Source organism: Luteibacter aegosomaticola, from assembly GCF_023078475.1.
Taxonomy (GTDB): domain Bacteria; phylum Pseudomonadota; class Gammaproteobacteria; order Xanthomonadales; family Rhodanobacteraceae; genus Luteibacter; species Luteibacter aegosomaticola.
Genome location: NZ_CP095741.1, coordinates 2,194,954 through 2,220,318 on the forward strand (window position 1 = coordinate 2,194,954; position 25,365 = coordinate 2,220,318).

Genomic DNA, 25,365 nt, shown 5'->3' on the forward strand with positions numbered 1-25,365 from the left:
GAGGCTGCCGTCCACGTCCGTACGGTGCGGCAGGATGCCCTTGTAGGAGCGCACTTGCGCGCGACCCCGTCAAAGCGAGCGAAGGAACCCCCCAATCGCCCGGCTGTAATTCTCGATATCCACCAGGAACGCATCGTGCCCCTGCGGCGAATCCAGCGCGACGAATTCGACGGCCGCGCCCGTCGCCTCCAGGCCCTTCGCGATCGTCTCCTGCTGCTCCAGCGGGAACAGGATGTCGGTGCTCACGCCGATCACCAGCGCCCGCTCCACGTGGATACGGGCAAGCCCGCGCATCACGTTGCCCTCGCCGTGCTCGCCGATATCGAACCAGTCGCTGGCGCGTGACAGGTAGAGGTACGCGTTGGGATCGAACTGCCGGTTGAAGCGGCGGGCATGGGCTTCCAGGTACGACTCCACCTGGAACTCGAAGCCGAAGGGCTCGTTGGCCTCTCGCTCATCCGCATCGAGGCGGATGCGTGCGAAGCGGCCGTTCCACTCCATCGCCGAGCGGTAGGTGATGACGCCGAGCTTGCGGGCGATACTCATCCCATGGTCGGGCCACACATCGCCGCCATAAAAGCCTTCGCGCCAGTTCGGATCGAGGCGGATGGCTTCGCGCTGCAACGAGCGGATGGCGATCGCGAACGGCTGCGCCTGCGGTGCGGTATCGACGCTGATATGCGTCCGTGCCGAGCCCGGGTGCAGCACCATGTACGCCAGCGCGCTCATGCCGCCCATGGAGCAGCCGACCAGGCAGGCGAGCTGTGCGATGCCGAGGCCGTCATGCACGGCTTCGAACGCCGCGTTGGCCACGTCTTCCAGCGAGAGCTCGGGGAAGGTCAGCCGGTACGGTTCGCCCGTGGCAGGGTCGACCGAGGCCGGGCTCGTCGAACCCTTGTCGCTACCGAGCGAATTCACGCAGATCACGAAATAGCGGTCGGTGTCGAATGCGCGGCCGGGGCCGATCATGTCTTCCCACCAGCCCGGCGTCGGGTCTTCGGCATTGGCGGCGGCATGCGCGCTCGGCGACAGGCCGGTCAGGATGAGGATGGCGTTGGCGCGTTCGGCGTCCAGCGTGCCCCAGGTTTCGTACGCCACGCGGGCGCCGTGCAGCTCGCCGCCACGCTTCATGCGGAACGGCGAGGCCAGGTCATGGTATCGGCGGGCGTCGCCCATGCACTGCTCCTTGAATCGGGGTTTCGACTTTTACGGCGCCGTGCCGGCCGCGCGCTTCTCGGCCAGTGTGATCTGTTCCGCGACGGCGTGCGCGACGTTGGAATCCGGATCCAGTAGGGGCTGCAGCTTGCGCCAGGTGGCCGCGGCATCCGTGTAGCGCTCCTGCTGGAACTGGGCGATACCCAGCAGCCACAGGGCCTTCTGGCTATCGGGCTGGGCGGCGACCGCCTGCTCGAGCAGCGCGAGGCCACGGCCTTCGATCCGGTGATCGGTGCGCACCAGCGAATCGGCTTCCGCCCAGCCCACCATCGCGGCCACGTTCTTCGGATCGGCTTTCAGCGCACCGTCGTAAGCATCGCGCGCCGGGGCCGGCTGCTTCACCATCGTGTAGGTCTGGCCGAGCAGCAGCCAGCCTTCCACATCGCCCGGGTTGGCCTTCAGGCGGGCCGTGAGCGCATCGATGGCCTGGCCGACGGTCATTTCCTTCGGCGGCTCCACGCCGCCGAGCGTGGCGGGCGTGCCGACCAGCGCATACAGGCCGACACTGGCCAGCGGCAGCACGATGGCAAGCACGACGGCGACGCCGAACATCGCCTTCGAGCGCCCCTGGCGCCGCCCATGGTGCACCAGCGGAATCAACAGCAGGGCGAGCGCCACGGCCAGCATGGCCGCAGCGATAACGTAAAACGCGATGGTCACCAATCGTCCTCGGCATCGTTAGCGGGCCCCGCGAGGTTGGCGGGTGCCTGGCGGCTGCGGCGGCGCACCTGCACGGCGACGACGATGCCGCCGATCACCAGCACGGCCAGGGGGCCGAACCAGAGCAGCCACGTCTTCGGTTCCACCGGTGGCTTGTACAGCACGAAATCCGAATAGCGATCGACGAGATACGCCTTGATCTCGGCGTCGCTCTTGCCGGCCTGCATCATCTCGAAGATCTGCCGGCGCAGGTCGTGGGCGATCGGTGCGTTCGAATCCGCCAGCGTTTCGTTCTGGCACATGGGGCAGCGCAGTTCGGCGCTGAGCCTCTGGAAGCGCACTTCTTCCGCGCGATCGCGGAACGGCAGCGGCTGGATCGCCTGGGCGATCGCCAGCAGCGGCAAGAGACAGAGCAGGGCGAGGAGGCCAAGCTGGCGCATTAGCCACCTTCCTTCGCGAGCGCGGCGAGTGCCGGCTGGATTTCCTTCACCACGACGTCAGGCGTGATCGGGCCGACGTGCTTGTAGCGGATGACGCCCTTGCCATCGATCAGGAAGGTTTCCGGTGCGCCGTACACGCCGAAATCGATACCGGCGCGACCGTCGCGATCCACCATGATCACGTTGAACGGGTTGCCGTGCTCGGCCAGCCAGGCGGTGGCGTCCTTCGGGTCGTCCTTGTAGTTCATGCCAACCAGCGGGAGGCCCAGGGCCTTCACGTCGGTGGAAAGCACCGGATGCTCGTGCACGCATTCGATGCACCAGCTGCCGAACACATTGAGCAGGTAGGGCTTGCCGAGCAGCGACTGCTTGTCGACGGTTTGCGTTGGCTCGCCCAGCACCGGCAGCGAGAACGCGGGCGCCGGCTTGTTGATGAGCGGCGAGACGATCTCGTGCTGGTCGTGCTGGGTGTTCCACCAGATACCGAAGCCGAACAGGCTGACCAGCACGACGAAACCGATGAGCGGAAGAAAACGGCTCATGCGGGCTGCTCCGTCGCAGGCGATGCCGCCGTGGCGACCGCCTTCTTCGCGCGGAAGCGTCGCTCGCCGGCCGCGAGGAACCCGCCGACCATCATGAAGAGACCGCCCAGCCAGATCCAGCGCACGAACGGCTTGTGGTACAGGCGCAGCGCCCACGCGCCTTCGACGTTGCCGCCATCCATCGGCTCGCCGAGCGCCACGTAGATATCGCGGAACAAGCCTGGATCGATCGCCGATTCGGTCTGCACCTGGCCGCGCGAATACGTGCGCTTCTGCGGGTGCATGGTGGCCATCGGCTGGCCGTCGTGAAGAATCGTGACCACGCCTTCATCGGCGCGCCAGTTCGGGCCCGTGGTCTCGCGTACGCCGTCGAAGCGGAACTGGTAGGCACCCACGGTCTCGACCTGGCCCGGCGCCATGCGCACGTCGCGCTCGGTGCTGAGCGACTCGGAGAGCAGTACGCCGATCAGGAAGATCGCGACGCCGAAGTGCGCTACCAGCATGCCGGCCATCTCGGCCGGGAAACGCCGCCCGAACGGCATCTCACGCCAGCGCTTCACCACGTAGGCGAGGGTGCCGGCCGCGACCCAGGTGGCACCCGCGACGCCCGCGATGGCGCGCAGCTTGCCGTCCACGAAGAACACGGCAGCGCCGGTGCAGATGACTGCCGCAATGGCCGCGCGCAGCGCCACGCTGGTGAGCTGGCGCCCTTCGGCGCGGCCCCAGCGCAGGTACGGCCCGAACGGCAGCAGCAGCACGGCGGGCGCCATCAGCAGCACGAACAGGAAACCGAAATACGGCGGCCCCACGGAGACGCGGCCGAGGTTCAGCGCATCGCCGATCAGCGGGAACAGCGTGCCCAGCAACACCATCGCCGCGGCGGTGGTGAACAGCAGGTTGGCGATCATGATGCCGGTCTCGCGCGAGAGCGCGGCGAACGGTTTGCCGGTGGCCACCTTCGGTGCGCGGATCGCGTAGAGCAGCAGCGAGCCGCCGATCACCACGATGAGGAAGCCGAGGATGTACAGGCCGCGGCGCGGATCGGAGGCGAACGCGTGCACCGAGGTCAGTACACCCGAGCGTACGAGGAAGGTGCCCAGCAGCGAGAGCGAGAACGCGAACAGCGAGAGCAGCACGGTCCACGCCGGCAGCGAACCGCGCTTCTCGGTCACGGCCTGCGCATGGATAAGCGCCACGCCGACGAGCCACGGCATGAACGACGCGTTTTCCACCGGATCCCAGAACCACCAGCCGCCCCAACCCAGTTCGGCATACGCCCACCAACTGCCGGCGACGATGCCCATGGTGAGGAACGCCCACGACACGTTCGTCCACGGGCGCGCCCAGCGCACCCAGGCCTGTTCCAGCTCGCCGCCGAGCAGCGCCGCGATAGAGAAGGCGAACGCCACGGAGAAGCCCACGTAGCCCATGTACAGCACGGGCGGGTGGAAGGTCATGCCGGGATCCTGCAGCACCGGGTTCAGGTCGCCGCCATCGCCGGGCATCGGCAGTTCGCGCAGGAACGGGTTGGAGGTGAAGAGGATAAAGGCGAGGAAGCCGACGCCGATCAGGCCCATCACGCCGAGCACGCGCGCGACGAACGGCGGCGGCAGGTGGCGGCTGAACGCGGCGAGCGCCACCGTCCATACGTTGAGGATGAAGACCCACAGCAGCATCGAGCCTTCGTGCGCACCCCACACCGCGGTGATGCGGTAATACCAGGGCAGCGCGAGGTTCGAGTTGTCGGCGACGTAGGCCACCGAGAAATCGAAGGCCAGGAAGGCGTGGATCAGGATGCCCATGGCGGCGAACACGAACACTGCCTGGCCGGCCGCGGCGGGCCGCGCCAGCGCGATGAGCGCCGCATTGCCGCGCCATGCGCCGATGATTGGCAGCACGCCCTGCACCAGGGCCAGCAGCAGGGCAAGGATCAGCGCGAACTGGCCAAGCTCGGGGATCACTTCGGCGCATCCTTCATGGCGGTGTCGTCGATGTTGCGGTGCTGGTGCGCCTTGGCCATGGCGTCCTTCAGTTCCTTCGGCATGTAGTTTTCATCGTGCTTGGCCAGCACTTCGCTGGCGATGAAACGGCCGTCCGCCATGCGCCCGGTGGTGATCACCGATTGGTTGTCGCGGAACAGGTCGGGCAGGATGCCCGTGTATTCCACGGGCATGGCGCCCGCGTCGTCCACGACGATGAAGCTCACCTTGAGGCTATCCTTCGCGCGCTGGATCGAGCCGGCCTTGACCATGCCGCCCAGACGGAACGTGGGGTATTGCTGGGCCTGGCCTTCCTGCACCTGGCTGGGGGTGAACAGGTAGCTCATGTTCCGCTGCAGCGCGAACACGGTAAGGCCCACCGCGACGGCGGCGGCGACAAGCACGGAGATGACGACCGCGAGGCGGCGTTTACGCGTTGGATTCATTGCTTGCTGGGGTTCCCGGCCGGCGGCGGTTCTCCTGGCGCGCGATGCGTGCGCGTAAATCGCGCAGGTTACGGCGGCGCCTGGCGAGCGGTGCCAGCGTGTCGATCAATAGGACGATGAAGAAGACCGCGAAAGCGGTCCAGATATAGGTGCCGTAGCCGCCCATCGCGAAGAAGCTGCTCATGCCTTGCCTTCCTTCGCGCTGCCAAGCGCGATCTCGCGCACCCAGGCCTTGCCGCCTTCGGAAGCGATCAGGTCGGCGCGCACGCGCGCGAAAAGGCTGGCGATGTAGTAGCACTTGGTCGCGGCCATCATGGTGAGCAGCGGCCACAGCATGCTGGCCACGATGTGCGACGGGCCGAGCAGGCGGATGGTGGAGCCCTGGTGCAGCGTGTTCCACCAGTTCACCGAGAAATGCACGATCGGCACGTTCACCGCGCCGATCAGCACGAGGAACGCCGCGGCGCGCGCGCCCTGGCGGCGGTCTTCGAACGCGTGGTAAAGGCCGATGATGCCGAGATAGATGAAGAGCAGCACCAGCTCGGAGGTGAGCCGGGCATCCCACGTCCACCACGTGCCCCACATGGGCTTGCCCCACAGCGAGCCGGTGGCGAGCGTGATCGCGGTGAACGCGGCGCCGATCGGTGCGGATTCCATGGCGACGGTCTCGGCGAGCTTGATCCGCCAGACCAGGCCGATGAAGGCGGCCAGAGCCATCACCCCGTAGATGAACAGGCTCATCCACGCGCTGGGCACGTGGATGAAGATGATCCGGTAGGCATCGCCTTGCTGGTAATCCGCAGGCGCGACGAACAGGCCGCCGTACAGCGCGACGCCGGCGAGGATAAGGGCGAGGCCGAGCGCCCACGGGTAAACAGCCCCCGCGAAGCGGTAGAAAATCGGCGGTGATCCCAGGCGGTGCAGCCAGAGGGGAACCCAGTTAGCCATTCGTCCTCATCAACGGTTCGTGCATCGCGGTGAGTCCCCCATGGACCCGCCGCGGTTGCGTGTGCTCATGAATCCATCGCGATGCGCAGCGCCGCGGCACAGGCCAGCGGCGCGAGCACGATGGCGAGCGCCAGGCCCGCGCCAAGCCATGCGATGGGCGCGCTCCAGGGCAGGCCATCCTGCGCGGCGGCCACGGCCCCGGCGGCGAAGATCACCACGGGCACGCACAACGGCAGCAACATGAGCGCCAGAAGCATACCAGAGCGTTTTGCCCCGGCCGTCAGTGCCACCAGTACCGCGCCGAGCAGGCTGAGCAGGGGCGTGGCCAGGGCCAGCGCGAGCACCAGCGCGGGCATCGCCGCCGGCGGGAGGTGCAGCATGCTGGCCAGCACCGGGGTGATGACGATCAGCGGCAGGGCCGTGGTCACCCAATGGGCCAGGATCTTCATGGCCACCAGCAGGGCCAGCGGCTGGGGCGCGAGCATCAGCTGTTCCATCGAGCCATCATCGATATCGGGGCGGAACAGCCCGTCGAGCGAAAGCAGCATGGCCAGCAGCACGGTGACGAAGACCACGCCGCCCGCGATACGGGCGAGCAGGGCCGGCTCGGGGCCGAGCGCGAACGGGAACAGCGTGACGACGATCACCGCATACAGCACCGGCAACGCGATATCGCCGCGGCGGCGCCAGGCGAGGGTGAGGTCGCGGCGCAGCAGGGCGGCGCAGGCGGCGGGCGTGCTACCGGGCGTCACGCGTGGAGCCGTATGCGGCGGGGTTCGTCGCCCGCGAAGGTGACGGCGCCGTGGCTGGTCACCAGGGCCGCGCCGCCGCGTGCGGCGTGCTCGCGGAGCAGGCGGTTCACCAGGGCGATGCCATCGCGGTCGAGGTTGGCGTAGGGCTCGTCGAGCAGCCAGACGCGCGCCGGCAGCAAGAGCAGGCGCGCCAGTGCCGCGCGTTTCTTCTGGCCGGCGGAGAGCCGGCGCACCGGTTCGTCCTCGAAGCCGGCCAGGCCGACGTCGCGGAGCGTTGCATCGAGCGTGGCGCCCGCGCGCACTCCGTAAAGTCCTGCGGCCACGGCGAGGTTTTCGCGCGGAGACAGGTCGAACTTCAGGCCGAGGTGGTGGCCGAGGAAGACGACGGCGCCGGCCATCGTATCCAGCGAGAACGTGGCGCCGTCGAGCAGCACCTCGCCCTCGCCGGCATGCAGCATGCCGGTGAGTACGCGCATCAGGGTGGTCTTGCCGCTGCCGTTATCGCCTTCGACCAGGGCGATTTCCCCGCCATGCAAGGCGAAATCCACCGGCCCGAACACCGGCTCATCCTGGCGTAGGAAGCACAGGGCGCGGGCTTCGAGGAGTGGGGCGGCGGCGGGCATCGGGGGATTGTTGCGGGAGCGGCGAACGAAGTCCATGGAGCGCGACGAAACGCCCGCTGTAACGCTAGCCGCGTTCGAAGGCTTGCGGGGGCAGCGGCGGCAGGGTCGCTTCGAGCGTACGTACCGCGGCATCGAGGTCCACGGAGGCGACATCGGCGTGGCCATGCAGGAGTTGCTCCACCAGCGTGTCCTGCGCGCGGCCACGCTCGAGGGCGTAGGCGTAGGGCAGGTGGGTGAAAGTCACCATGCGGTAGCGCGGCAGGTAGTGCGTGGGGCAGCGCTGGGCCAGCAGGCCACCCAGTTCGCGCATGCGCAGGAAGTGCGGATCGGCGACCTTGTCGCGCATCTCCACGTAGTTCTCCAGCGCCATGCGCGCGATGGCATCGGCATTCGGCTTGCGGCTTGCCTCGAACGCGGCGAACACGCCCGCCGGATCATCGGGGCTGGCTTCGAACAGGCGCGCCAGTTCCGCGGCATCCTCGAACCCGCAGTTCATGCCCTGGCCGTGGAACGGCACGATCGCGTGCGCGGCATCGCCGATCAGCAGTGCGCGGCCGCCGATATGCCAGCGGTCGAGGTACAGCGTGGCCAGCGAGCCCACGGGGTGCTCATCCCAATCCTTCGTGAACTCCGGCATCAGATCCAGTGCGTCCGGGAATTCCGTGCGGAAGAACGCCTCGGCGGCGCCGGAGCCCGCAATCGTGCGGAAGCTCGGATGCTCGCCATCGTTCGGCAGGAACAGCGTGACGGTGAAGCTGCCTTCGCGGTTGGGCAGCGCGATGCACATGTAGTGGCCGCGCGGCCAGATATGCAGGGCGTTGGGTTCGATGGCGAACAGCGAGGCGGGGTCGCTGCCTGGCGGGATCTCGAGTTCCTTGTAGCCGTGGCCCAGTTCCTCGACGCGTTCGCCTAGCGGGGCGTGCTCATGCATGGCAGCGCGCAGCGCCGAACCCGCGCCATCGGCGCCGATCACGACGGGGGCCTGTACCGTGCGGGTGCTGCCATCGACGGCTTGCAGGGTGAGCGTGCCGTTTTCCAGGTCGGCCGAGGCCAGGCCCTGGTCGAAGTGGATGGTGGCGCCCGCCGCCTCGGCGGCATCGAGCATCAGGCTGTTGAGCCCGCCGCGCGAGACCGACCAGATCACTTCGGAATCATCGACGCCATAGCGCTGCAGGCCGCTGTGGCCAGCCGGGTCGTGGACCATCCGGCCGCGCATCATCACGGCCTGTTCCAGCACCTTATCGGCCAGGCCGGTAGCGCGCAGGGCATGGAGGCCGCGTTCGGCCATGGCGAGGTTGATGGAGCGGCCGCCGGAGAAGCCCGCTTTACGGGGATCGGGGCGCTTTTCGTAAACGGTGACGCGGAAGCCGCGCTGGGTCAGCAGGGTGGCGACCAGGGCGCCGACCAGTCCGGCGCCGACCACGGCGATGTCGTTACGGGGCATGAGCCTGCCTGGGCGATATTGCGGGGCAGCGCATCGTGCGCCGCAACGCCGCCAAGGGCAAGCCCTGGGCGGCGCAGGCTATCAGCTGGCTTTCTTGCCGCCGCGCGGCGGCACGTGGGTGGCAGCCGCCGGCTTGGCGGTGGCCGCATCGAGGAACCCGCGCTGCATCGACTTCCAGACGTCGAGGTTGCGCTCGGTCATCTCGTTGAGCATGGACCAGGGGGTCTGGCCCATCATCGTGTTGAGCTGGTTGCGGAACTGCTGCTGCTGGTCGAGGAAGACCTGCAGGCTGCGCTCCAGATACGGGCCCATGAAGCCCTGCAGCGAATCGCCGTAGAAACGGATGATGTGCGACAGGAGCTGAGAGGACAGCATCGGCTGGCCGTGCTCCTCGTGCTCCGCGATGATCTGCAGCAGCACGGAGCGCGTGAGGTCCTCGCCCGACTTGGCGTCGCGGACCTCGAAATGCTCCCCGTCGAGAACCAGCTGGCGGACTTCTTCCAGCGTGATGTAGCTCGAAATTTCCGTGTCGTACAAACGACGATTCGGATACTTTTTGATGATGCGAAGGGTTTGTGCCATGCGGCGAACGCTACCACGAGGTATTGCGCCGCACCAGTTGGTTTCACGGCGTGTAAACGTTTTCAGTCATGCTATGTGAATTTGGATCGATTTACGTAACTTGGATTTAATGACCCGGTGTGCCGCCAGCATTGCCGAAAGGCGGCTTGGCCAGCCACAGGATCGGAATCAGGGCCAGGAAAAGGATCCCACATAGCCAGAAAACGTCATTCACGGCCAACGTAAGGGCCTCCCGGTTCACCACCTGGTCGAGCACCGTGAGCTGGGCCTGGCCGTGCAGGTTCATCGCCTGCAGCTTGTCCACGTAGGCCATGGCGGCGGGCGATGCCGGATTGACGTATTCGGTGAGCGACGCGTGGTGCGCCTCGCCGCGGTGCTGCCACAGGGTCACGGTGATCGCGGTGGAGATACTCGAGGCCAGCGTGCGGCAGAAATTGGCCAGGCCCGACGCACCGGCGATCTGGTCGGGGCGCAACCCGGACAGGAAGATCTGGTTCAGCGGGATGAAGAAGCACGCGATGCCGATGCCCATGACGAAGCGCGGCAACACCAGCGTGGCGAATGACGCGCCGCTGTTGAAGGTGGAGAACCAGAACGCCGTGAACGCGAACACGATGAACGCGAAGGTCACCACGGCGCGCAGTTCGAGGCGCTGGATGTTCTTGCCGATGATCGGCGACATCAGGAACGCGAGGATGCCCACCGGTGCCGTGGCCAGGCCGGCCCACGTGGCCGTGTAGCCGAGCGTCGTCTGCAGCCACAGCGGGAACACCACGGTGATGCCGAAGAAGCCGAGCATGCCGAGCGAGAGCGCGGTGACACCCACGGTGAAGTTGCGCCGTGCGAACAGCGAAAGATCCACGACGGGGTGCTTGGCCGTGAGTTCCCAGATGATCAGGAAGGTGAGCGCCACCAGCGCGACGAGGCCGAGCGTGAGGATCAGCGGCGAGGCGAACCAGTCGTGGTCGTTGCCGTTATCCAGCATGAACTGCAGGCAGCCCACGCCCAGCACGAGCAGGAACAGGCCGACCGAATCGATGGGTGCGCGCACGATCTTCGTTTCACGCGTGCGCAGGATCGACCATGTGATCACGCCTGCCAGCGCGCCGACCGGTACGTTGATGTAGAAGATCCACGGCCACGAGAAGTTGTCCGTGAGGTAGCCACCGAGGATGGGCCCGAAAATCGGCGCCACCACCACGGTCATCGCCCACATGGCCAGCGCGATGCCCTGTTTTTCCTTCGGATAACTCGCGAGCAACAGCGAGAGCGACAGCGCCACCATCGGGCCCGAGCCGGCACCCTGCAACAGGCGGAACAGCACTAGCATCGGCATGCTCGTGGCCAGGCCACACAGCATGGAGAACGCGACGAACAGCGCGACCGAGAAGCAGAACGTCTTGACCTCGCCGAAGCGTTTCGCGATCCAGCCGGTGAGCGGCTGCATCACAGCGCTGGCCAGGGCGTACGAGCTGATGGCCCAGGTGCCTTCGTTGGAGCTGACGCCGAGGCTGCCCGCGATATGCGGCACCGCCACGTTCACGATCGTCATGTCGAGGATCTCCATGAAGGTGGAGAACGCGACAGCGATGGTCAGCAGGACCAGTGGCAGGCCGTGCAGCGGCGCCGGGCCCGCGGGAGCGGGCGCGGCAGCCGGGGTGGCGGTGGCGTCGCTCAAGGCACGCTTGCTCCGAGGTTCTGCTGCACGATGGTGTCGGCGGCGGCATCGGCCTTGGCAGCGACATCGTCATACACGGTGGTCTGCGCCACGGGCGTGGTCGACGGGGACTTCGCCAGCACGTCACCCTTGTCGTCGGTGATGTTCACCGTGACGGCGGTCGAGAGACCGATGCGCAGCGGGTTCTTGTCGAGGTCCTTCGCATCGAGCGCGATGCGCACCGGTACGCGCTGCACCACCTTGATCCAGTTGCCGGTGGCGTTCTGCGCGGGCAGCAGCGAGAACGCGCTGCCGGTGCCGGCGCCCAGGCCGATCACGTGGCCGTGGTATTCCACGCCGCCACCGTAGATGTCGGCTTCGATCTTCGCCGGCTGGCCGATGCGCACATGGCGCAGCTGGCTTTCCTTGAAGTTGGCCTCGACCCACAGATCGTGCAGCGGGACGACGGTCATCAGCTGCTGGCCGGGCTGCACGCTGTTGCCCACCTGCACGCTGCGCTGGGCGACGTAGCCATCGATCGGCGCGACGATGGCGTTGCGCTGCGAAGCGACCCAGGCCTGGCGGAAGTTCGCGCGGGCCTGCTGTACGGCGGGGTTGGTTTCGACATCGGCGCCATCGACGAGCGCGCGGGCCGCATCGGCCTGGCGCTGCGCGGAATCGAGCGCGGACTGCGCGGTTTCGACGGCGTCACGGGCGTGCTGCACTTCTTCCGGCGCCACGGCCTTTTCAGCGAGCAGCGGCAGGCGGCGCTTCAGGTCGTCCTGCGCGCGCTTCAGATCCTGCCGGCGGGCGCCGAGCGAGGCATCGGCACTGGCAGCCGACTGGGTCTGCTGGCGGACCTGGCGCACGGCCTGGGCGAGCGCCGTGCTGGCCTTGCGCAGCGCGATGTCCGCGTCGGTCGGGTCCAGTTTCACCAGCACCTGGCCGGCGTTGACGCGCTGGGTATCGTCAGCGAACACGCCGGTGACGATGCCTGGCACCTGCGCCGAGATGCCCACCTGGTTGCCGCCGACATAGGCGTCATCGGTGGTTTCCCGGGTGGAGAAGACAAACAGCCACAGCAGCAGCCAGATCGCTGCCGCAAGCACGAAGACCACCAGCGCAATCAGCAGCGCGCGGCCACGCTTGCGCTTGTCCTTCGGCGCGTTACCGCTCTCGGCCGGCGGCGTCGTTTCGTTCGGGTTGGCGCTCATGGGCTCTGGGTTCCGTCGGTGCTGGGCGTGGAAGGGGAAGTGGGGGATTCAGCGCGGTAACCGCCGCCGAGGGCCTTGATCAGGCTCACATCGGTGGAAAGCGCCTGGCCGTGCAGGTCGGTCGCCATGTCCTGCTGCTGGAGCACGGCGGCCTGGGTGGCGAGCGATTCGCGATCGTCGCGAACGCCGCGGGCGGCACGGGCCTTCGCGCTGGCAAGCAGCGTGGTCGCCGCGTTGACGGCATCGGTCTGTTGCGTGCGGCGCGCGGCAAGCTGCTGGGCGCCGAGGGCCTGGGTTGAGACGTCGCGTGCGGCCGAGGCAACGGTGGCGTTGTACTGGGCCACCGCGGCACCGAGCTGCGCCTGCGTCACGCCGTGGTTCGCTTCCAGTGCGCCGCCTTCGAAGATCGGCAGGTGCAGGGCGGGGGTCAGCGAGAACACGCGGCTGTCGGCGTTGAACACCTTGTCCAGGTCGATGCTGGACAGGCCGGCCATGCCACTGATGCTCACATCCGGGAAGAACTGGGCACGCGCCGCATCGGTCTGGCGCAACGCGGATTCGACCTGCCAGCGGCTCGCAGCGATATCGGGGCGGCGCGCCATCAGGTCGGTGCCGATGTTGTCGGGCAGGCCAGGGGCGACGTCCGGCAGGGCGCGCGGAGCCAGCGGCGGCAGCGCGTTGGGCGAAACGCCAACCAGTGCGGCCAGCGCGGCCTTGCGGATGGCCGCCGAGCCTTCCAGCGCGGTCTTCTGTTGCTGCGCGGCCGAGAGATCGCCGCGTGCCTGCTGCACGGTATCGGGCACATCCACGCCTTGCTTCACGCGTAGTTCGGCGATGCGCAGCGTGCGCTGGCGGGCGGCGATCAACTGGTCCGCGAGCGACACGCGCGCTTCGTCGGTCAGCCAGCCGAAGTACGTATCAGCCACGGTGGACTGGATCGACAGCGAGGCGGCGGAGCGTTCTGCCTCGGCCGCGCGTGCGCTGTCGATGGCCGATTCGATGGCGAAGCGTTTCTTGCCCCACCAATCGAAGTCGTAGCTCACCTGCACGCCGATGTCGGCCTGGTTGTACCAGGTGAAGCCGAGGAACTGCGCCGGGATCAGGCCGTGCTCACTCATGCGCTGGCGGGCCACCTGGGCACTGCCGTCCACGCGCAGGCCTGCCTGGGCGGCGGCGACGCGGATGTTCTGCTGCGCGCTGTCGACACGGGTCTTGGCCTGGGCCAGGTCGGGCGAGCCACGCAGGGCCAGTTCCATCAACTGGTCGAGCTGCGGGTCGTTGTAGGCACGCCACCACTGCGCGGCGGGCCAGCCCGCGCGGGTGCCGGCATCGAGGCCGGCCAGCGGCACGTCATCGCGCAGCGCCGGGTGGTCGATCTTCGCCGGTATGTGGCAGCCGGCCAGGAGAGCCGTGAGGGCCGCGGCCATCAGGGCAGGGCGGAAGGGGGCGCGGATCATGCGGGGGCATCCGTGGGATCGAGGTGCAGGGCGAGCTTCTTCAGCAGGTGCTCGAAGGTCTGGCGCTCGGAGGCGGTGAAGCAGGAAAACTTGGCCGTGAGTTCTGGGAACATCGGCGGCAGCATCTGGCGGACGAAATGCTGGCCCTCGGCGGTGATCTTCAGCACGATCTGGCGGCGATCGTGCGTGGCGTGGGTTCGCGTGATGAGCCCTCGCTTGGCCAGCAGGTTGGTGATGCGGGTCATGTTCGTGGGCTTCTGCTCCGCCAGCGTGCAGAGCTCGCTCGGCGTGGAACTGCCTTCGGCCGAGGAGTACAGCATCATCAGGGTGCGGAAATCGCTGTCGTTCATATCGAACGGCTTCAGCTTGCTTTCCACATCGCGCTGCAGCGCCTCGCCGGTGAGCAGCAGGAGCCGGATCAGCAGCACCTCGCACTTCGGCAAGCCCGGGATGATCTCCGCGACGCGCTCGACCCCGCCATAGAGGGCGTCGACGCAAGGTTTAAGGCTGGACATTTCGCTAAGGAATAGTTCGCTGATGAACTATTAGGCTAACAAGGACCCACACACCCCGCAAGTAGGAGCCCACCCTGTGGGCGACATCTTTCGCCTCACCGCCACAGGTAGGAGCCCACCCTGTGGGCGACATCTTTCGCCCCACCGCCACAGGTAGGAGCCCACCCTGTGGGCGACATGTTTCGCCCCACCGCCACAGGCCCTGTGGCGTAACGGCGAACGGCGTCGCCCACAGGGTGGGCTCCTACGGGAGGGTGAAGAGTTTTTCGGCGTTGAGGGTGGTGGCGCTGGCGATCTGGGCGGGGGCGGTGTCGCGCACGTGGGCGATGGTGTCGAGGACGTCGACCATGTAGGCCGGCTCGTTGCGTTCGCCGCGGTGGTGCATGCAGGGCTGGTCCGGGGCGTCGGTTTCGAGCAGGAGGTACTCGAGCGGCATGGCTGCCACCACGCGCTGGATGCGGTGGGCCCGGTCGTACGTCACCGGGCCGCCGATGCCCAGGTGGAAGCCCAGGTCGAACAGCTGGCGGGCCTGTTCCTCGCTGCCGGAGAAGCTGTGCACGACGCCGCGCAGGCCGCCGATGCGCCGAAGGGTGTGGATGGTTTCCTCGAAGGCGCGGCGGGCGTGCACGATCACGGGCAGATCGTGTTCCTTCGCGATGTGCAGCTGGCGTTCGAAGATCGCTCGCTGGCGGTCAAGGTCCAGGCCTTCCACGTAAAAATCGAGCCCGATCTCGCCGACGGCCACGGGCCGCTTCTGTTCCAGCCATGCAGGCAGCTCATCGAGGTGCTCGTCGCGATGGCTGGGAAGGAACATCGGGTGCAGCCCATATGCGGGATAAACCCCTTCACGCGACGCACACAAACGCTCGATGGCCTCCCAGTTTCCACGATCGATCGCCGGTACGATCCAGCGCCGCACGCCTGCCTGCGCGGCACGCTCGAACATGGCGCCGCGGTCGGCGTCGAACGAGCTGTCGTCGAGATGGGCGTGCGTATCGATCAGGTCATGCATGCGGTTTGCTGCCGTTTGGCTTGGTGAGGTCAGTCTAAGGCGTCGTTCAGTTTAACGATTGTCAAATGTCTTCGAGGCGTTCTTACGAACTTTCGGGGCGTTGTTGCCCCGTACGAACGCCGCACTATCCAGTGGAGAGTAGGGTTATGAGCAGGTTGAAGATTTCCGTCCTGAGCGTTGGTTTGGGTGCGGCCATGGTGCTGAGCCTTTCTGCCTGCAACCGCGATGCGAATGCCGATGTGGCCAATGGCCCGGCACCCGCCTCGGCGCCGGCGCCCGCGCCGGAACCGGCGGGTCCTAAGTACGCCCGCGTGGTCAGCGTGGACCCGGTCCGCGAGGCTGCCACGTCCGCCCAGAAGGAATGCCACGACGAGGTGGTAACCCGCCGCGCGCCGGTGAAGGACCAGCACCAGATCGCCGGTACGGCCATTGGTGCCGTGGCTGGCGGCCTGCTGGGCAACCAGATCGGCGGCGGCAAGGGCCGCACGCTCGCGACCGTCGCCGGTGCCGTCGGCGGTGGTTATGCGGGCCATGAGATCCAGGAACGCCGCCAGGAGACCAATACCGTCACCAGCACCGTGCGCAAGTGCGACACCGTGCCGGGCAAGAGTGGTGACAAGATCGTCGCCTATGACGTGCGCTACGAATACAACGGCGTGACCCGCTCGATTCGTATGGATCACGACCCGGGCGATCGCGTTGAAGTGCAGGAAGGCGTCTCGGTCGTCTCCGACGCACGTCAGTAATTCCATCGGTCCATCGCGAGGGCGTTTCCCCATGCATAGCATCGTCCGCAAGATTGGCCTCGTCGCCGCTGCCATCGTGCCGCTGTCTTTGACAGCGTGTTACGAGCCGCCGCGCCGGGTGGTTCGCGAGGATCGCGTGGTTTATGAAGATCGTGGCCCCCGCCGTTGCCAGCAGTGCGGCGTGGTCGACGATGTGCAGCAGATCTACACCGACAGGCAATCGTCACCGCTCGGCGCCGTGATCGGTGCCGTCGCGGGTGGCCTGTTGGGCAATACGATCGGTAAGGGTGATGGTCGCTCGGCTGCAACGGTTGGCGGCGCTGTCGTCGGCGGTGTGGTCGGTAACCAGGTCGGCAAGCGCAACGGTCAGGATGCTGCGTGGCAGGTACGGATCCGTCTTGATGATGGTCGCTCGGCCGTCGTCACGCAGGCGGATGATCCGCAGCTGCGTCGCGGCGATTACGTGCAGATCCGCGGCGATCACGTCTATCGCCTATAGCCATCTAAACGGCTATTCGTAGGAGCCCACCCTGTGGGCGACGCCTTTCGCGAAAACGCTACAGGCCCTGTTGCCGTGAGGCGAAAGATGTCGCCCACAGGGTGGGCTCCTACGAGGAAACGAAAAAAACCGCCCAAGGGCGGTTTTTTTTGGCCAAAAAAAAGACCCTCGTCCGAGGGCCCCTTTTCCCGGGAATCGCAAGCTGCCCGCCCCGATTCCTTTTCCCCGCATGCTCTATGGCATGTGGCAATGCGTCGTTAGTTCACGGCGTAAAAAGCGTGGTCGCCGATCTTGCGAACGATGCGGCTGGCGGACCACGAAGGTGCGACAGCAACGGTAGCGAAGTGATCTGCCTGTGGCACGTAAACCAGGCGTTCGCTTTTCGGCAGGCTCCAGTTGTTGAGCGAGTCGCCAGCGATCTTCCAGGCCTTGGTCCACGAAACGAGATCGGTGACTTCAAAATCCTTCGGTGTAGTGGTGATAGCGAACTGGCGCGGCGCCGAGACGACATCGCACACGTTCTTGCCACCCATGCCGCGATCACGCCGGCGGAGGGCGACTTCGGCCACGGCGTACTGCCCGATGGTCGGTTCGCTACGTGCCTCGAGGTACACCGTTGTCGCCAGGCACGTCTGGTCGGCAAGGTGGCTCGGGAGGACGGACGCCATCCAGAGCAAAGCGGAAAGTTTCATGTGTATCTGCCTCCAACGAGCTTTTCCGTCACTTGCGGCATCTCTTGGAAGAGCCATGGGGGACGTACGGGCGGTAGACGGGCGGGCAGGCCGTTACTACCTGGATCAACCGAGTGCATCCGCTGGGTATAGCGGTTGGGCGCGAATGCTTCGGGCGTCACACACTGTGACTTTACTGGCAGGCTGTCCGGAGCCTGCCGGTAGGGGATTCGCTGAAAGGGAGCGGCATCGCGATGGCGGCGGCTCCGTCAGCTACAGCGCGCTCTAAGAAGGTGCGCGCAGTTCAATATCCACCGGCTTCCGCCGGGTCGCGCCAGAACCGTCATCATCGACGGATCGTCGCGGGTGTAACCATGGCGATACACCATGACCACGTAATGGGATCGGCGGAGCCTAGTGGCGCATCACGTTTTTCGCAAGTGCAGATGCGGCACGGTTCAGCTTAGGCTCACGCTGTTCACAAACTAGTTTTTACGAAACTGTGCGTAACGTCACGCAGCAAATGTCGAGATGATGTGTAGGCGTGCACCTTCGATTTCAATAGTTTCCGCCTGCGCAACGCTGTCATCCAATACGACAAGCGATATAGGAGATGCGTTCAATCCGTTGTGCATCAACGTTATGCCTGCTTCACGTCCGTCAATGCGCAGCGATTGTCCTGGCGTGAGTGCGACATCCGGCCGCACCGTGCGCAGGTGGCGCTTGTGCCCGCCGAGAAAGTGCAGGCGTGCCGCGATTTCCTGGCCCGGAAAGCAACCTTTGTTGAAAGACACGGCGAGCATGCGTTCCATCGAGAGCGCAGGTGGAAGCAATGCATCGAGTGCTTCATCGGGCAGCCACGCGAATCCTTTTTCAACATGACGTGCGATCCATGCATCGCCATCGTCGCGCATACCTATATGTATAGATGCATCGCCTTCGCCGAATACAAGTGCGCCGTGTTCGTCTTCGTACGCATGCATGTCGTCGTGTGCATCACCATCGGCAACGAAACATGCATCACCGATGGTGATGCTCACCTTCGAGCGAAACACAAAACGTTTGAGATCGTTTGCGAGCACGTCGCTGTCGCCACCGCGCGGGACGATGATGAAACGATCATCAGCGACACGGGCCACCTGGAGCAGGGCGCGGACACGGCCTTTGGGGTCGAGCCAGCCACTCCACTGCCAGCGGCCCGTTCCAAGGTTCAGGACATCGCTGCTCAGCTGGGCGTTGGCGAAGGCGGCGGCATCGGGGCCGGCGAGGGTGATGGGGCGAGTGGTACGGCTCGGCATGGGGGCGCGGGAATGGGTGGGGAGGAGTAAGATATACGGTCAGGCCAAGGCCAAACCAAGCCTTGGCAGGTTAGTCAAGGTTGTGCTGAACAGGCACAGGTATTACGCTTTTAGAGTTTTATAACCATGTCCGACCATCCCTCAGCGCCCGAAACGTCGAACGATTCCGCCCCGGCGAAACCGCTCGTACCGCCGGTCGTCCCCACGAACGGTGTGCCAGGGGTCGAGAAAGCGCCATTGGATCCCACCCGCTACGGCGATTGGGAAAAGAACGGACGCTGCATCGACTTCTGACCGGAAGGCGAGCGAGGGCACGTTGGGCATCAGCGATTCCAATCCAGGATAGCCGCCATGGCACAAACGGGACGACCGCTCTCACCCCACCTCCAGGTCTACAAATGGCAAGTGCAGATGGTGACCTCCATCCTGCATCGCGCCTCCGGCATCATCCTTGCCGTCGGTAGCCTCCTTATCACCTGTGGCCTCGCGTCCCTCGCAGCCGGCCCCGAAGCCTACGCTTCGTTCACGGCCTGTGCCGGCAGCGCCCTGGGCATGCTGGTGCTGATCGGCTGGACCCTGGCGTTCTTCTACCACCTGGCCAACGGCATCCGCCACCTGGTCCAGGACACGGGCAAGGGCTACGCCATCGCCTCGTTCGTCCGCTCCAGCTGGACCTCGATCATCGTGGCCATCTTGCTCACCATCGTCACCTGGGCCTACGTGCTCGCCGGGGGCCAGGCATGAGCAAGGATCTGCGCAACCCGCTCGCCCGCGCCCGCGGCCTTGGTTCCGCGAAGGAAGGCGTGGCCCACTGGATGACCCAGCGCGTCACCGCGCTCGCCCTGGTCTTCCTCACCGTGTGGTTCCTCTGCACGCTGCTCGGCCTGCTGCACGCCGACTACGCCACGGCGCGCGCCACGCTCGCGAAGCCCTGGAACGCCGTGCTGACCATCGCCTTCATCATCGCGATGTTCTGGCATGCCGTGCTCGGCCTGCAGGTGGTCATCGAAGACTACGTCCATACCCGCTGGCTCGAAGTGGCTTCGCTGGTCCTTATCAAGTTCATCGCCGTACTCGCCGCGCTCTCGGGCGTGCTGGCGGTGCTGCGTATCGCGCTCGGAAGCTGATCCATGGAAGCCTACAAGGTTCAACAACATAAGTACGACGTGATCGTGGTCGGCGCCGGTGGCGCAGGCCTGCGCGCTACCTTCGGCCTGGCCGAAAAGGGCCTCAAGGCCGCGTGCATCACCAAGGTGTTCCCGACCCGTTCGCACACCGTGGCCGCGCAGGGCGGTATTTCCGCCGCGCTGGGCAACATGGGTGAAGACGACTGGCGCTTCCACTTCTACGACACGATCAAGGGCTCCGACTGGCTCGGTGACCAGGACGCCATCGAGTACATGTGCCGCGAAGCGATTCCGGCCATCATCGAGCTCGAGCACTACGGCGTGCCGTTCTCGCGTACGGAAGAAGGCAAGATCTACCAGCGCCCGTTCGGCGGCATGACCACGCACTACGGCAAGGGCACCGCGCAGCGCACCTGCGCCGCGGCTGACCGTACCGGCCACGCGATCCTGCACACGCTGTACCAGCAGGCGCTGGCCCACGACGCCACGTTCTTCATCGAATACTTCGCGATCGACCTCATCTTCGATAAGGATGGCGTCTGCCGCGGTGTGCTCGCGCTCGACATGAACGAAGGCACCCTCCACCTGTTCCGCGGCCACGCCGTGGTCATGGCGACGGGCGGCTACGGCCGCGCGTACTTCAGCGCCACGTCGGCCCACACCTGTACGGGTGATGGCGGCGGCATGGTGCTGCGCGCCGGCCTGCCGCTGCAGGACATGGAGTTCGTGCAGTTCCACCCGACCGGTATCTACGGTGCGGGTTGCCTCATCACCGAAGGCGTCCGCGGCGAAGGTGGTTACCTCACCAACTCCGAGGGCGAGCGCTTCATGGAGCGCTACGCGCCGAACGCGAAGGATCTGGCCTCGCGCGACGTCGTCAGCCGCGCCATGACCATCGAAATCCGCGAAGGTCGCGGTGTGGGCCCGAACAAGGACCACATCCACCTGAACCTGATGCACCTCGGCCCCGAGGTCATCGGCGAGCGTCTCCCGGGTATCGCTGAATCCGCGCGCATCTTCGCTGGCGTCGACGTCACCAAGGAGCCGATCCCGGTGCTCCCGACCGTCCACTACAACATGGGCGGCATCCCGACCAACTACCACGGCGAAGTGGTCACCAAGCTCGGTGACGATCCGGATGCCGTGGTGCCGGGCCTGTTCGCCATCGGCGAAGCGGCCTGCGTGTCGGTGCACGGTGCCAACCGCCTGGGCTCCAACTCGCTGCTCGATCTCGTCGTCTTCGGCCGCGCGGTCGCGAACCGTTGCGCCGAGCTCGTGAAGCCGGGTACCTCCCATCCGGACCTGCCGGCGAATGCGCTGGACCAGGCCCTGGGTCGCTTCGACGCGCTGCGTTACGCCAGCGGCAACACGCCGACGGCCGCCATCCGCGCCGAAATGCAGAAGACCATGCAGAACGACGCCGCGGTGTTCCGCACTGGCGAGACCCTGCAGGAAGGTTCGACCAAGATTTCCGAGGTGTTCGAGAAGTTCAAGGACGTGAAGGTCACCGACCGTTCGCTGGTCTGGAACTCCGACCTGATCGAAACCCTGGAGCTTTCGAACCTGCTGGCCCAGGCCGTTGCCACCATGCATTCGGCCAACCAGCGCCCCGAGAGCCGCGGCGCGCATGCCCGCGAAGATTTCCCGGACCGCGACGACCACGACTGGCAGAAGCACACGCTGGTGTGGATCGACGAGGAAGGTCGTTCGAAGTTCGATTTCCGTCCGGTGCACATGTACACCCTGACGGACGAAGTCGAAGTCGTGCCGCCGAAAAAGCGCGTTTACTAATACCGGACCGGAGAGGCAATCGTGGCAGAGTTCACGCTACCCAAGAATTCCACTATTACGGCCGGTAAGCATTTCCCGGCGAAGGGCGCGAAGAATACGCGCACCTTCAAGATCTACCGCTGGACGCCGGATGACGGTCAGAACCCGCGCACCGACACGTACGAGGTCGACCTCGATACGTGCGGTCCGATGGTCCTGGACGCCCTCCTGAAGATCAAGAACGAGATCGACTCGACGCTGTCGCTGCGCCGTTCGTGCCGCGAGGGTATCTGCGGTTCGTGCGCGATGAACATCCAGGGCACCAACACCCTGGCGTGCACGCGTTCCATCGAGGAATGCGGCAGCAACGGCACCATCAACATCTATCCGCTGCCGCATATGCCGGTGGTGAAGGATCTGGTGCCCGATCTCACGCACTTCTACGCGCAGTTCGCGTCGATCAAGCCGTGGATGCGCACGCAGAGCCCGGCCCCGGCCGACAAGGAGCGCCTGCAGTCGCCGGAAGACCGCAAGAAGCTCGATGGTCTCTACGAGTGCATCCTGTGCGCCTGCTGCTCCACGTCGTGCCCGAGCTACTGGTGGAATGGCGACCGTTACCTCGGTCCCGCCATCCTCCTGCAGGCTTACCGCTGGATCGTGGACAGCCGTGATGAAGACACCGGCAACCGCCTGGACGATCTCGAAGATCCGTTCAAGCTGTACCGCTGCCACACCATCATGAACTGCGCCCGCACCTGCCCGAAGGGTCTGAACCCGGCCAAGGCGATTGCGGAAATCAAGAAGCTGATCGTGCAGCGCCGCTCGGCCTAAAAGCCCGGCTCCTGCATCGTCGTCGCCACCGGCGTCGCCCGGTGGCGACCCCCTGTAGGAGCCCACCCTGTGGGCGACGCCTTTCGTACAACCGCCACAGGCCCTGTGGCTCTTCCGCGAAAGATGTCGCCCACAGGGTGGGCTCCTACGATGCTATAGGCCCTCGTCGTGGAAGAAGCCCGCCTCAAGCGCCTGCGCTGGCGTACCCGCCGCGGAACCCGTGAGCTCGACCAGCTGTTTGGCTGGTGGCTCGACGAGCGTTTCGCTGACGCGGACGAGGCCGCCAGGATGGCATTCGATGAATTGCTGGACGTGCAGGATCCCGATCTCTGGGATTGGGTGATGGGCCATGCCCACGCTCCCCGCCACGACTGGCAGGCGATCATCGATGACATCCGCGCAAGGCATCACCTTTGACGCGCGCCCCTCGGCCGCGCTGACCTCGTTCCTTTCCTGCATCGTGCTTGCCGGCGCCCTGGCGCCGTGGCCCACCAGCCTGCCGCTGGCGGCCCGTGCGTGCCTGTCGGCGGCCGCGCTGGCCGTGGGGGCGTGGCAGGTGGTCCGCCAGCGCCGCCCGCCGCTGGCGGCCGCCCAGTGGCATGCCAAGGGCGGCTGGACGGTGGTCGACCGGCACGGCGTGGTCCACGCCGCGGAACCCCGGGACGCCCGCGTGGTCGGTGAATGGGTCTGTTTGCGGCTTTTCTGGCACGGCGCCCGCGCCAGCCTGGTCCTGGGCCCGGATAACATGGACGCCGAGGTGCTGCGCATCCTGCGCATCCGCCTGGGAAGCCAGGCCCCCTCGTAGGAGCCCACCCTGTGGGCGACGCCTTTCGTACAGCCGCCACAGGGTCTGTGGCGTTTTCGCGAAAGATGTCGCCCACAGGGTGGGCTCCTACGAGGGGCATGCTTGCCGGGGGCGGCCGCATCGGGCAATCTGCCGCGCGGTGCGCGCATTTCGTGGCGGCTCCCCCCTTCAAGGTGCTTTTCCACAGGTATGTTCAGACCCCTCGAGCTCTTCATCGGCCTGCGTTACACGCGGGCCAAGCGGCGCAACCAGTTCATCTCGTTCATCTCCACGGTCTCCATCGTGTGCATCGCCATCAGCGTCACGGCGCTGATCACGGTGATGTCGGTGATGAACGGCTTTGATAGCGAGCTGCGCTCACGCATCCTCGGCGCGGTGGCGCACGTCACGGTGTCCGGCATCGACGAAACCGTGCGCGACTGGCAGCACGCCGTGGACGTGGCCAAGACCACGAAGCACGTCGAAGGCGCCGCGCCCTACGTCGAGATCCAGGCCTTCCTGCAGGCCCGCCACTCCAGTGGCGCGATCATCCGTGGCGTCGTGCCCTCGCTGGAACCGAAGGTCTCCGACCTCGACCGGCACATGGTCGAAGGCAAGATGCCGGACCTGACCGATCACAGCTGGAACATCATCCTCGGCCGCGAGCTGGCCCTGGAGCTCGGTGTGAACACGGGTGACAAGGTCACGGTGGTGGTGCCGCAGTTCACGGCCACCCCGATGGGTGCCGTGCCGAAGCTGCGCAACTTCACCGTCAGCGGCATCTTCGAGCTGGGCATGCAGGAGTACGACTCCAACCTCGCCCTGGTCAGCATGCCCGATGCCGAGCGCCTGAACGGGCAGGAAGGCCCCACCGGCATCCGCCTGAAGCTGGACGACATGCGCGAGGCGTGGCCGGTCGCGCAGGACCTGGTCAACAAGCTTGGCCAGTCGTACCGCGTGCAGACGTGGATGGATACCCACGCGAACTTCTTCCATGCGATCGACATGGAGAAGACAGTGATGTTCGTCATCCTCTCCCTGATCATCCTGGTCGCCGTCATCAACCTCATTTCGATGCTGATGATGCTGGTGACCGACAAGCAGGCCGATATCGCGATCCTGCGCACACTCGGCTCCACGCCGCGCAGCATCATGGCCATGTTCATGGTGCAGGGCTTGCTCGTTGGCGTCGTGGGCATCAGCGTGGGCGTCACGCTCGGCGCGCTGCTTTCGTACAACCTGCCGGCCATCGTGAAGTTCATCGAGCACGTCACCGGCCATACCTTCCTGGCACCGGATGTGTATTACATCAGCGAAGTGCCGAGCCAGCTGTTGTGGTCCGACGTGGGCTCCGTGGTCGTGGTGACCTTCCTCTTCTCGCTGCTGGCTACCTTGTACCCGGCGTGGCGCGCCTCGCGCGTGCAGCCCGCCCAGGCGCTCCGTTATGAATAATCCGTCCGATATCGTCCTGCGCGCCACCGGCGTCGCCAAGGTCTACGAAGAGGGCGACCTGCGTACCGGCGTGCTCTCGAATGTGAACTTCGAACTGCGCCGCGCGCAGACGCTGTCGATCGTGGGCGCTTCCGGCTCCGGCAAGTCCACCTTGCTGCACATTATCGGCGGCCTGGATACGCTTTCGGCCGGCAAGGTCGAGGTCAACGGCCGCGTGCTGTCCGAACTCTCGGATGCCGAGCGCGGCCGCGAGCGCAACCGCTCGCTGGGCTTCATCTACCAGTTCCATCACCTGCTGCCGGAATTCACCGCGCTCGAGAACGTGGCGATGCCGCTGCTGATCCGCGGCGTGGCGATTGCGCAGGCGCAGAAGGAAGCCACGGCGCTGCTCGAGCGCGTCGGTCTGGGTGCCCGTTTGCGCCACCGCCCGGCCGAGATGTCGGGTGGTGAACGCCAGCGTTGCGCCGTCGCGCGTGCTCTCGTGACGCGCCCGGCCTGCGTGCTGGGCGATGAGCCCACGGGCAACCTCGACGAAACCAACGCCGCGGCCGTGTACGACCTGATGGTGGAGCTCAACCGCGAAATCGGCACGAGCTTCGTCCTGGTCACCCACGACCCGCGCCTGGCCAAGCGCATGGACCGCACCCTGGAACTGCACAACGGCGAACTCCACGAGCGCTAAGCCGAACGCCGTAGGAGCC

General features: G+C 66.1%; 30 protein-coding genes. 11 read left to right on the top strand and 19 right to left on the bottom strand.

Going from position 1 to position 25,365, the window contains the following annotated elements; translation table 11 throughout:
• Positions 1 to 69: 69 nt before the first annotated feature.
• From metX to L2Y96_RS09700, 17 genes are all read right to left on the bottom strand, one after another.
• Positions 70 to 1,176, bottom strand: coding sequence for a homoserine O-acetyltransferase MetX (gene metX / locus L2Y96_RS09620; RefSeq protein ID WP_247336134.1), 1,107 nt, complete (start codon positions 1,174 to 1,176; stop codon positions 70 to 72).
• A gap of 30 nt (positions 1,177 to 1,206) precedes the next feature.
• Entirely contained in the window at positions 1,207 to 1,875 is a 669-nt protein-coding gene (locus L2Y96_RS09625) for a tetratricopeptide repeat protein (protein ID WP_247336136.1), read from the bottom strand.
• Positions 1,872 to 2,315 (bottom strand): cytochrome c-type biogenesis protein, encoded by a 444-nt coding sequence (locus L2Y96_RS09630; RefSeq protein WP_247336139.1) that lies wholly within the window; start codon positions 2,313 to 2,315, stop codon positions 1,872 to 1,874. Before L2Y96_RS09630 ends, L2Y96_RS09625 begins: the two co-directional genes overlap by 4 nt.
• Complete coding sequence (locus L2Y96_RS09635; RefSeq protein WP_247336142.1) at positions 2,315 to 2,857, bottom strand: DsbE family thiol:disulfide interchange protein; 543 nt, start codon at positions 2,855 to 2,857, stop codon at positions 2,315 to 2,317. The genes L2Y96_RS09630 and L2Y96_RS09635 overlap by 1 nt, the downstream gene beginning before the upstream one ends.
• Positions 2,854 to 4,818, bottom strand: coding sequence for a heme lyase CcmF/NrfE family subunit (locus tag L2Y96_RS09640; protein WP_247336145.1), 1,965 nt, complete (start codon positions 4,816 to 4,818; stop codon positions 2,854 to 2,856). The genes L2Y96_RS09635 and L2Y96_RS09640 overlap by 4 nt, the downstream gene beginning before the upstream one ends.
• A complete protein-coding gene (ccmE, locus tag L2Y96_RS09645) occupies positions 4,815 to 5,282 on the bottom strand; it encodes a cytochrome c maturation protein CcmE (RefSeq protein WP_247336147.1) in 468 nt (155 codons plus the stop codon). The genes L2Y96_RS09640 and ccmE overlap by 4 nt, the downstream gene beginning before the upstream one ends.
• Entirely contained in the window at positions 5,266 to 5,466 is a 201-nt protein-coding gene (ccmD, locus tag L2Y96_RS09650; protein WP_247336150.1) for a heme exporter protein CcmD, read from the bottom strand. The genes ccmE and ccmD overlap by 17 nt, the downstream gene beginning before the upstream one ends.
• The gene (locus tag L2Y96_RS09655) at positions 5,463 to 6,230 is read right to left on the bottom strand and encodes a heme ABC transporter permease (RefSeq protein ID WP_247336153.1); all 768 of its coding nucleotides are present in this window, start codon (positions 6,228 to 6,230) and stop codon (positions 5,463 to 5,465) included. The genes ccmD and L2Y96_RS09655 overlap by 4 nt, the downstream gene beginning before the upstream one ends.
• Before the next feature lie 65 nt (positions 6,231 to 6,295).
• Positions 6,296 to 6,982: a heme exporter protein CcmB gene (ccmB, locus tag L2Y96_RS09660; protein ID WP_247336156.1), complete on the bottom strand. Its 687-nt coding sequence runs from the start codon at positions 6,980 to 6,982 to the stop codon at positions 6,296 to 6,298.
• Positions 6,979 to 7,605 carry a heme ABC exporter ATP-binding protein CcmA gene (gene ccmA / locus L2Y96_RS09665; RefSeq protein ID WP_247336158.1) on the bottom strand — a complete coding sequence of 209 codons (627 nt, stop codon included), beginning with the start codon at positions 7,603 to 7,605 and terminating at the stop codon, positions 6,979 to 6,981. The genes ccmB and ccmA overlap by 4 nt, the downstream gene beginning before the upstream one ends.
• Before the next feature lie 64 nt (positions 7,606 to 7,669).
• Complete coding sequence (locus L2Y96_RS09670; RefSeq protein WP_247336160.1) at positions 7,670 to 9,049, bottom strand: FAD-dependent oxidoreductase; 1,380 nt, start codon at positions 9,047 to 9,049, stop codon at positions 7,670 to 7,672.
• Positions 9,050 to 9,130: 81 nt separating this feature from the next.
• Complete coding sequence (gene phaR, locus L2Y96_RS09675; RefSeq protein WP_045829959.1) at positions 9,131 to 9,631, bottom strand: polyhydroxyalkanoate synthesis repressor PhaR; 501 nt, start codon at positions 9,629 to 9,631, stop codon at positions 9,131 to 9,133.
• Between the two features lie 106 nt (positions 9,632 to 9,737).
• Positions 9,738 to 11,309: a DHA2 family efflux MFS transporter permease subunit gene (locus L2Y96_RS09680; protein ID WP_247336163.1), complete on the bottom strand. Its 1,572-nt coding sequence runs from the start codon at positions 11,307 to 11,309 to the stop codon at positions 9,738 to 9,740.
• Positions 11,306 to 12,502 carry an HlyD/EmrA/EmrK family protein gene (locus L2Y96_RS09685; RefSeq protein WP_247336166.1) on the bottom strand — a complete coding sequence of 399 codons (1,197 nt, stop codon included), beginning with the start codon at positions 12,500 to 12,502 and terminating at the stop codon, positions 11,306 to 11,308. Before L2Y96_RS09685 ends, L2Y96_RS09680 begins: the two co-directional genes overlap by 4 nt.
• On the bottom strand, positions 12,499 to 13,959 hold the full coding sequence (locus L2Y96_RS09690; protein WP_247336169.1) for an efflux transporter outer membrane subunit: 1,461 nt from the start codon (positions 13,957 to 13,959) through the stop codon (positions 12,499 to 12,501). The genes L2Y96_RS09685 and L2Y96_RS09690 overlap by 4 nt, the downstream gene beginning before the upstream one ends.
• Positions 13,956 to 14,474, bottom strand: a complete 519-nt coding sequence (locus tag L2Y96_RS09695) for a MarR family winged helix-turn-helix transcriptional regulator (protein ID WP_247336172.1) — start codon at positions 14,472 to 14,474, stop codon at positions 13,956 to 13,958. The genes L2Y96_RS09690 and L2Y96_RS09695 overlap by 4 nt, the downstream gene beginning before the upstream one ends.
• Before the next feature lie 244 nt (positions 14,475 to 14,718).
• Positions 14,719 to 15,486, bottom strand: a complete 768-nt coding sequence (locus L2Y96_RS09700) for a TatD family hydrolase (RefSeq protein ID WP_247336175.1) — start codon at positions 15,484 to 15,486, stop codon at positions 14,719 to 14,721.
• Positions 15,487 to 15,632: 146 nt separating this feature from the next.
• Here L2Y96_RS09700 and L2Y96_RS09705 point away from each other — a divergent pair, with 146 nt between their 5' ends.
• Both L2Y96_RS09705 and L2Y96_RS09710 read left to right on the top strand, forming a co-directional pair.
• The gene (locus L2Y96_RS09705; protein WP_247336177.1) at positions 15,633 to 16,232 is read left to right on the top strand and encodes a glycine zipper 2TM domain-containing protein; all 600 of its coding nucleotides are present in this window, start codon (positions 15,633 to 15,635) and stop codon (positions 16,230 to 16,232) included.
• A 31-nt stretch (positions 16,233 to 16,263) separates the two neighbouring features.
• On the top strand, positions 16,264 to 16,731 hold the full coding sequence (locus L2Y96_RS09710; protein WP_247336180.1) for an outer membrane lipoprotein: 468 nt from the start codon (positions 16,264 to 16,266) through the stop codon (positions 16,729 to 16,731).
• A gap of 257 nt (positions 16,732 to 16,988) precedes the next feature.
• On the opposite strand, the gene L2Y96_RS09715 is transcribed toward L2Y96_RS09710, so the two are convergent.
• Both L2Y96_RS09715 and ygfZ read right to left on the bottom strand, forming a co-directional pair.
• Positions 16,989 to 17,423, bottom strand: coding sequence for a cell wall hydrolase (locus tag L2Y96_RS09715; protein ID WP_247336183.1), 435 nt, complete (start codon positions 17,421 to 17,423; stop codon positions 16,989 to 16,991).
• 491 nt (positions 17,424 to 17,914) lie between these two features.
• Positions 17,915 to 18,700, bottom strand: coding sequence for a CAF17-like 4Fe-4S cluster assembly/insertion protein YgfZ (gene ygfZ / locus L2Y96_RS09720; RefSeq protein WP_247336185.1), 786 nt, complete (start codon positions 18,698 to 18,700; stop codon positions 17,915 to 17,917).
• Between the two features lie 126 nt (positions 18,701 to 18,826).
• Here ygfZ and L2Y96_RS09725 point away from each other — a divergent pair, with 126 nt between their 5' ends.
• The 9 genes from L2Y96_RS09725 (at position 18,827) to lolD (ending at position 25,346) form a co-directional block, all read left to right on the top strand.
• Positions 18,827 to 18,994 (top strand): DUF1674 domain-containing protein, encoded by a 168-nt coding sequence (locus tag L2Y96_RS09725; RefSeq protein ID WP_247336188.1) that lies wholly within the window; start codon positions 18,827 to 18,829, stop codon positions 18,992 to 18,994.
• Positions 18,995 to 19,051: 57 nt separating this feature from the next.
• Positions 19,052 to 19,444: a succinate dehydrogenase, cytochrome b556 subunit gene (sdhC, locus tag L2Y96_RS09730; RefSeq protein WP_247336191.1), complete on the top strand. Its 393-nt coding sequence runs from the start codon at positions 19,052 to 19,054 to the stop codon at positions 19,442 to 19,444.
• On the top strand, positions 19,441 to 19,827 hold the full coding sequence (sdhD, locus tag L2Y96_RS09735) for a succinate dehydrogenase, hydrophobic membrane anchor protein (RefSeq protein WP_247336193.1): 387 nt from the start codon (positions 19,441 to 19,443) through the stop codon (positions 19,825 to 19,827). Before sdhC ends, sdhD begins: the two co-directional genes overlap by 4 nt.
• Positions 19,828 to 19,830: 3 nt before the next feature.
• Positions 19,831 to 21,618 (top strand): succinate dehydrogenase flavoprotein subunit, encoded by a 1,788-nt coding sequence (gene sdhA / locus L2Y96_RS09740; protein ID WP_247336196.1) that lies wholly within the window; start codon positions 19,831 to 19,833, stop codon positions 21,616 to 21,618.
• A gap of 21 nt (positions 21,619 to 21,639) precedes the next feature.
• A complete protein-coding gene (locus tag L2Y96_RS09745) occupies positions 21,640 to 22,428 on the top strand; it encodes a succinate dehydrogenase iron-sulfur subunit (RefSeq protein ID WP_247336199.1) in 789 nt (262 codons plus the stop codon).
• Positions 22,429 to 22,596: 168 nt separating this feature from the next.
• Positions 22,597 to 22,845 carry an FAD assembly factor SdhE gene (locus L2Y96_RS09750; protein WP_247336201.1) on the top strand — a complete coding sequence of 83 codons (249 nt, stop codon included), beginning with the start codon at positions 22,597 to 22,599 and terminating at the stop codon, positions 22,843 to 22,845.
• Positions 22,817 to 23,233 (top strand): hypothetical protein, encoded by a 417-nt coding sequence (locus L2Y96_RS09755; protein ID WP_247336204.1) that lies wholly within the window; start codon positions 22,817 to 22,819, stop codon positions 23,231 to 23,233. Before L2Y96_RS09750 ends, L2Y96_RS09755 begins: the two co-directional genes overlap by 29 nt.
• 189 nt (positions 23,234 to 23,422) lie before the next feature.
• Entirely contained in the window at positions 23,423 to 24,664 is a 1,242-nt protein-coding gene (locus L2Y96_RS09760) for a lipoprotein-releasing ABC transporter permease subunit (protein ID WP_247336207.1), read from the top strand.
• Positions 24,657 to 25,346, top strand: a complete 690-nt coding sequence (gene lolD / locus L2Y96_RS09765) for a lipoprotein-releasing ABC transporter ATP-binding protein LolD (protein ID WP_247336210.1) — start codon at positions 24,657 to 24,659, stop codon at positions 25,344 to 25,346. Before L2Y96_RS09760 ends, lolD begins: the two co-directional genes overlap by 8 nt.
• Positions 25,347 to 25,365 lie beyond the last annotated feature (19 nt).

Coding starts and splice junctions, on each gene's coding strand:
- metX (WP_247336134.1), bottom strand. CDS start 1,176: ATGGGCGACGCCCGCCGATACCATGACCTGGCCTCGCCGTTCCGCATG.
- L2Y96_RS09630 (WP_247336139.1), bottom strand. CDS start 2,315: ATGCGCCAGCTTGGCCTCCTCGCCCTGCTCTGTCTCTTGCCGCTGCTG.
- L2Y96_RS09635 (WP_247336142.1), bottom strand. CDS start 2,857: ATGAGCCGTTTTCTTCCGCTCATCGGTTTCGTCGTGCTGGTCAGCCTG.
- ccmE (WP_247336147.1), bottom strand. CDS start 5,282: ATGAATCCAACGCGTAAACGCCGCCTCGCGGTCGTCATCTCCGTGCTT.
- ccmD (WP_247336150.1), bottom strand. CDS start 5,466: ATGAGCAGCTTCTTCGCGATGGGCGGCTACGGCACCTATATCTGGACC.
- L2Y96_RS09655 (WP_247336153.1), bottom strand. CDS start 6,230: ATGGCTAACTGGGTTCCCCTCTGGCTGCACCGCCTGGGATCACCGCCG.
- ccmA (WP_247336158.1), bottom strand. CDS start 7,605: ATGCCCGCCGCCGCCCCACTCCTCGAAGCCCGCGCCCTGTGCTTCCTA.
- L2Y96_RS09670 (WP_247336160.1), bottom strand. CDS start 9,049: ATGCCCCGTAACGACATCGCCGTGGTCGGCGCCGGACTGGTCGGCGCC.
- phaR (WP_045829959.1), bottom strand. CDS start 9,631: ATGGCACAAACCCTTCGCATCATCAAAAAGTATCCGAATCGTCGTTTG.
- L2Y96_RS09685 (WP_247336166.1), bottom strand. CDS start 12,502: ATGAGCGCCAACCCGAACGAAACGACGCCGCCGGCCGAGAGCGGTAAC.
- L2Y96_RS09690 (WP_247336169.1), bottom strand. CDS start 13,959: ATGATCCGCGCCCCCTTCCGCCCTGCCCTGATGGCCGCGGCCCTCACG.
- L2Y96_RS09695 (WP_247336172.1), bottom strand. CDS start 14,474: ATGTCCAGCCTTAAACCTTGCGTCGACGCCCTCTATGGCGGGGTCGAG.
- L2Y96_RS09700 (WP_247336175.1), bottom strand. CDS start 15,486: ATGCATGACCTGATCGATACGCACGCCCATCTCGACGACAGCTCGTTC.
- L2Y96_RS09705 (WP_247336177.1), top strand. CDS start 15,633: ATGAGCAGGTTGAAGATTTCCGTCCTGAGCGTTGGTTTGGGTGCGGCC.
- L2Y96_RS09710 (WP_247336180.1), top strand. CDS start 16,264: ATGCATAGCATCGTCCGCAAGATTGGCCTCGTCGCCGCTGCCATCGTG.
- L2Y96_RS09715 (WP_247336183.1), bottom strand. CDS start 17,423: ATGAAACTTTCCGCTTTGCTCTGGATGGCGTCCGTCCTCCCGAGCCAC.
- ygfZ (WP_247336185.1), bottom strand. CDS start 18,700: ATGCCGAGCCGTACCACTCGCCCCATCACCCTCGCCGGCCCCGATGCC.
- L2Y96_RS09725 (WP_247336188.1), top strand. CDS start 18,827: ATGTCCGACCATCCCTCAGCGCCCGAAACGTCGAACGATTCCGCCCCG.
- sdhC (WP_247336191.1), top strand. CDS start 19,052: ATGGCACAAACGGGACGACCGCTCTCACCCCACCTCCAGGTCTACAAA.
- sdhD (WP_247336193.1), top strand. CDS start 19,441: ATGAGCAAGGATCTGCGCAACCCGCTCGCCCGCGCCCGCGGCCTTGGT.
- sdhA (WP_247336196.1), top strand. CDS start 19,831: ATGGAAGCCTACAAGGTTCAACAACATAAGTACGACGTGATCGTGGTC.
- L2Y96_RS09755 (WP_247336204.1), top strand. CDS start 22,817: ATGACATCCGCGCAAGGCATCACCTTTGACGCGCGCCCCTCGGCCGCG.
- L2Y96_RS09760 (WP_247336207.1), top strand. CDS start 23,423: ATGTTCAGACCCCTCGAGCTCTTCATCGGCCTGCGTTACACGCGGGCC.
- lolD (WP_247336210.1), top strand. CDS start 24,657: ATGAATAATCCGTCCGATATCGTCCTGCGCGCCACCGGCGTCGCCAAG.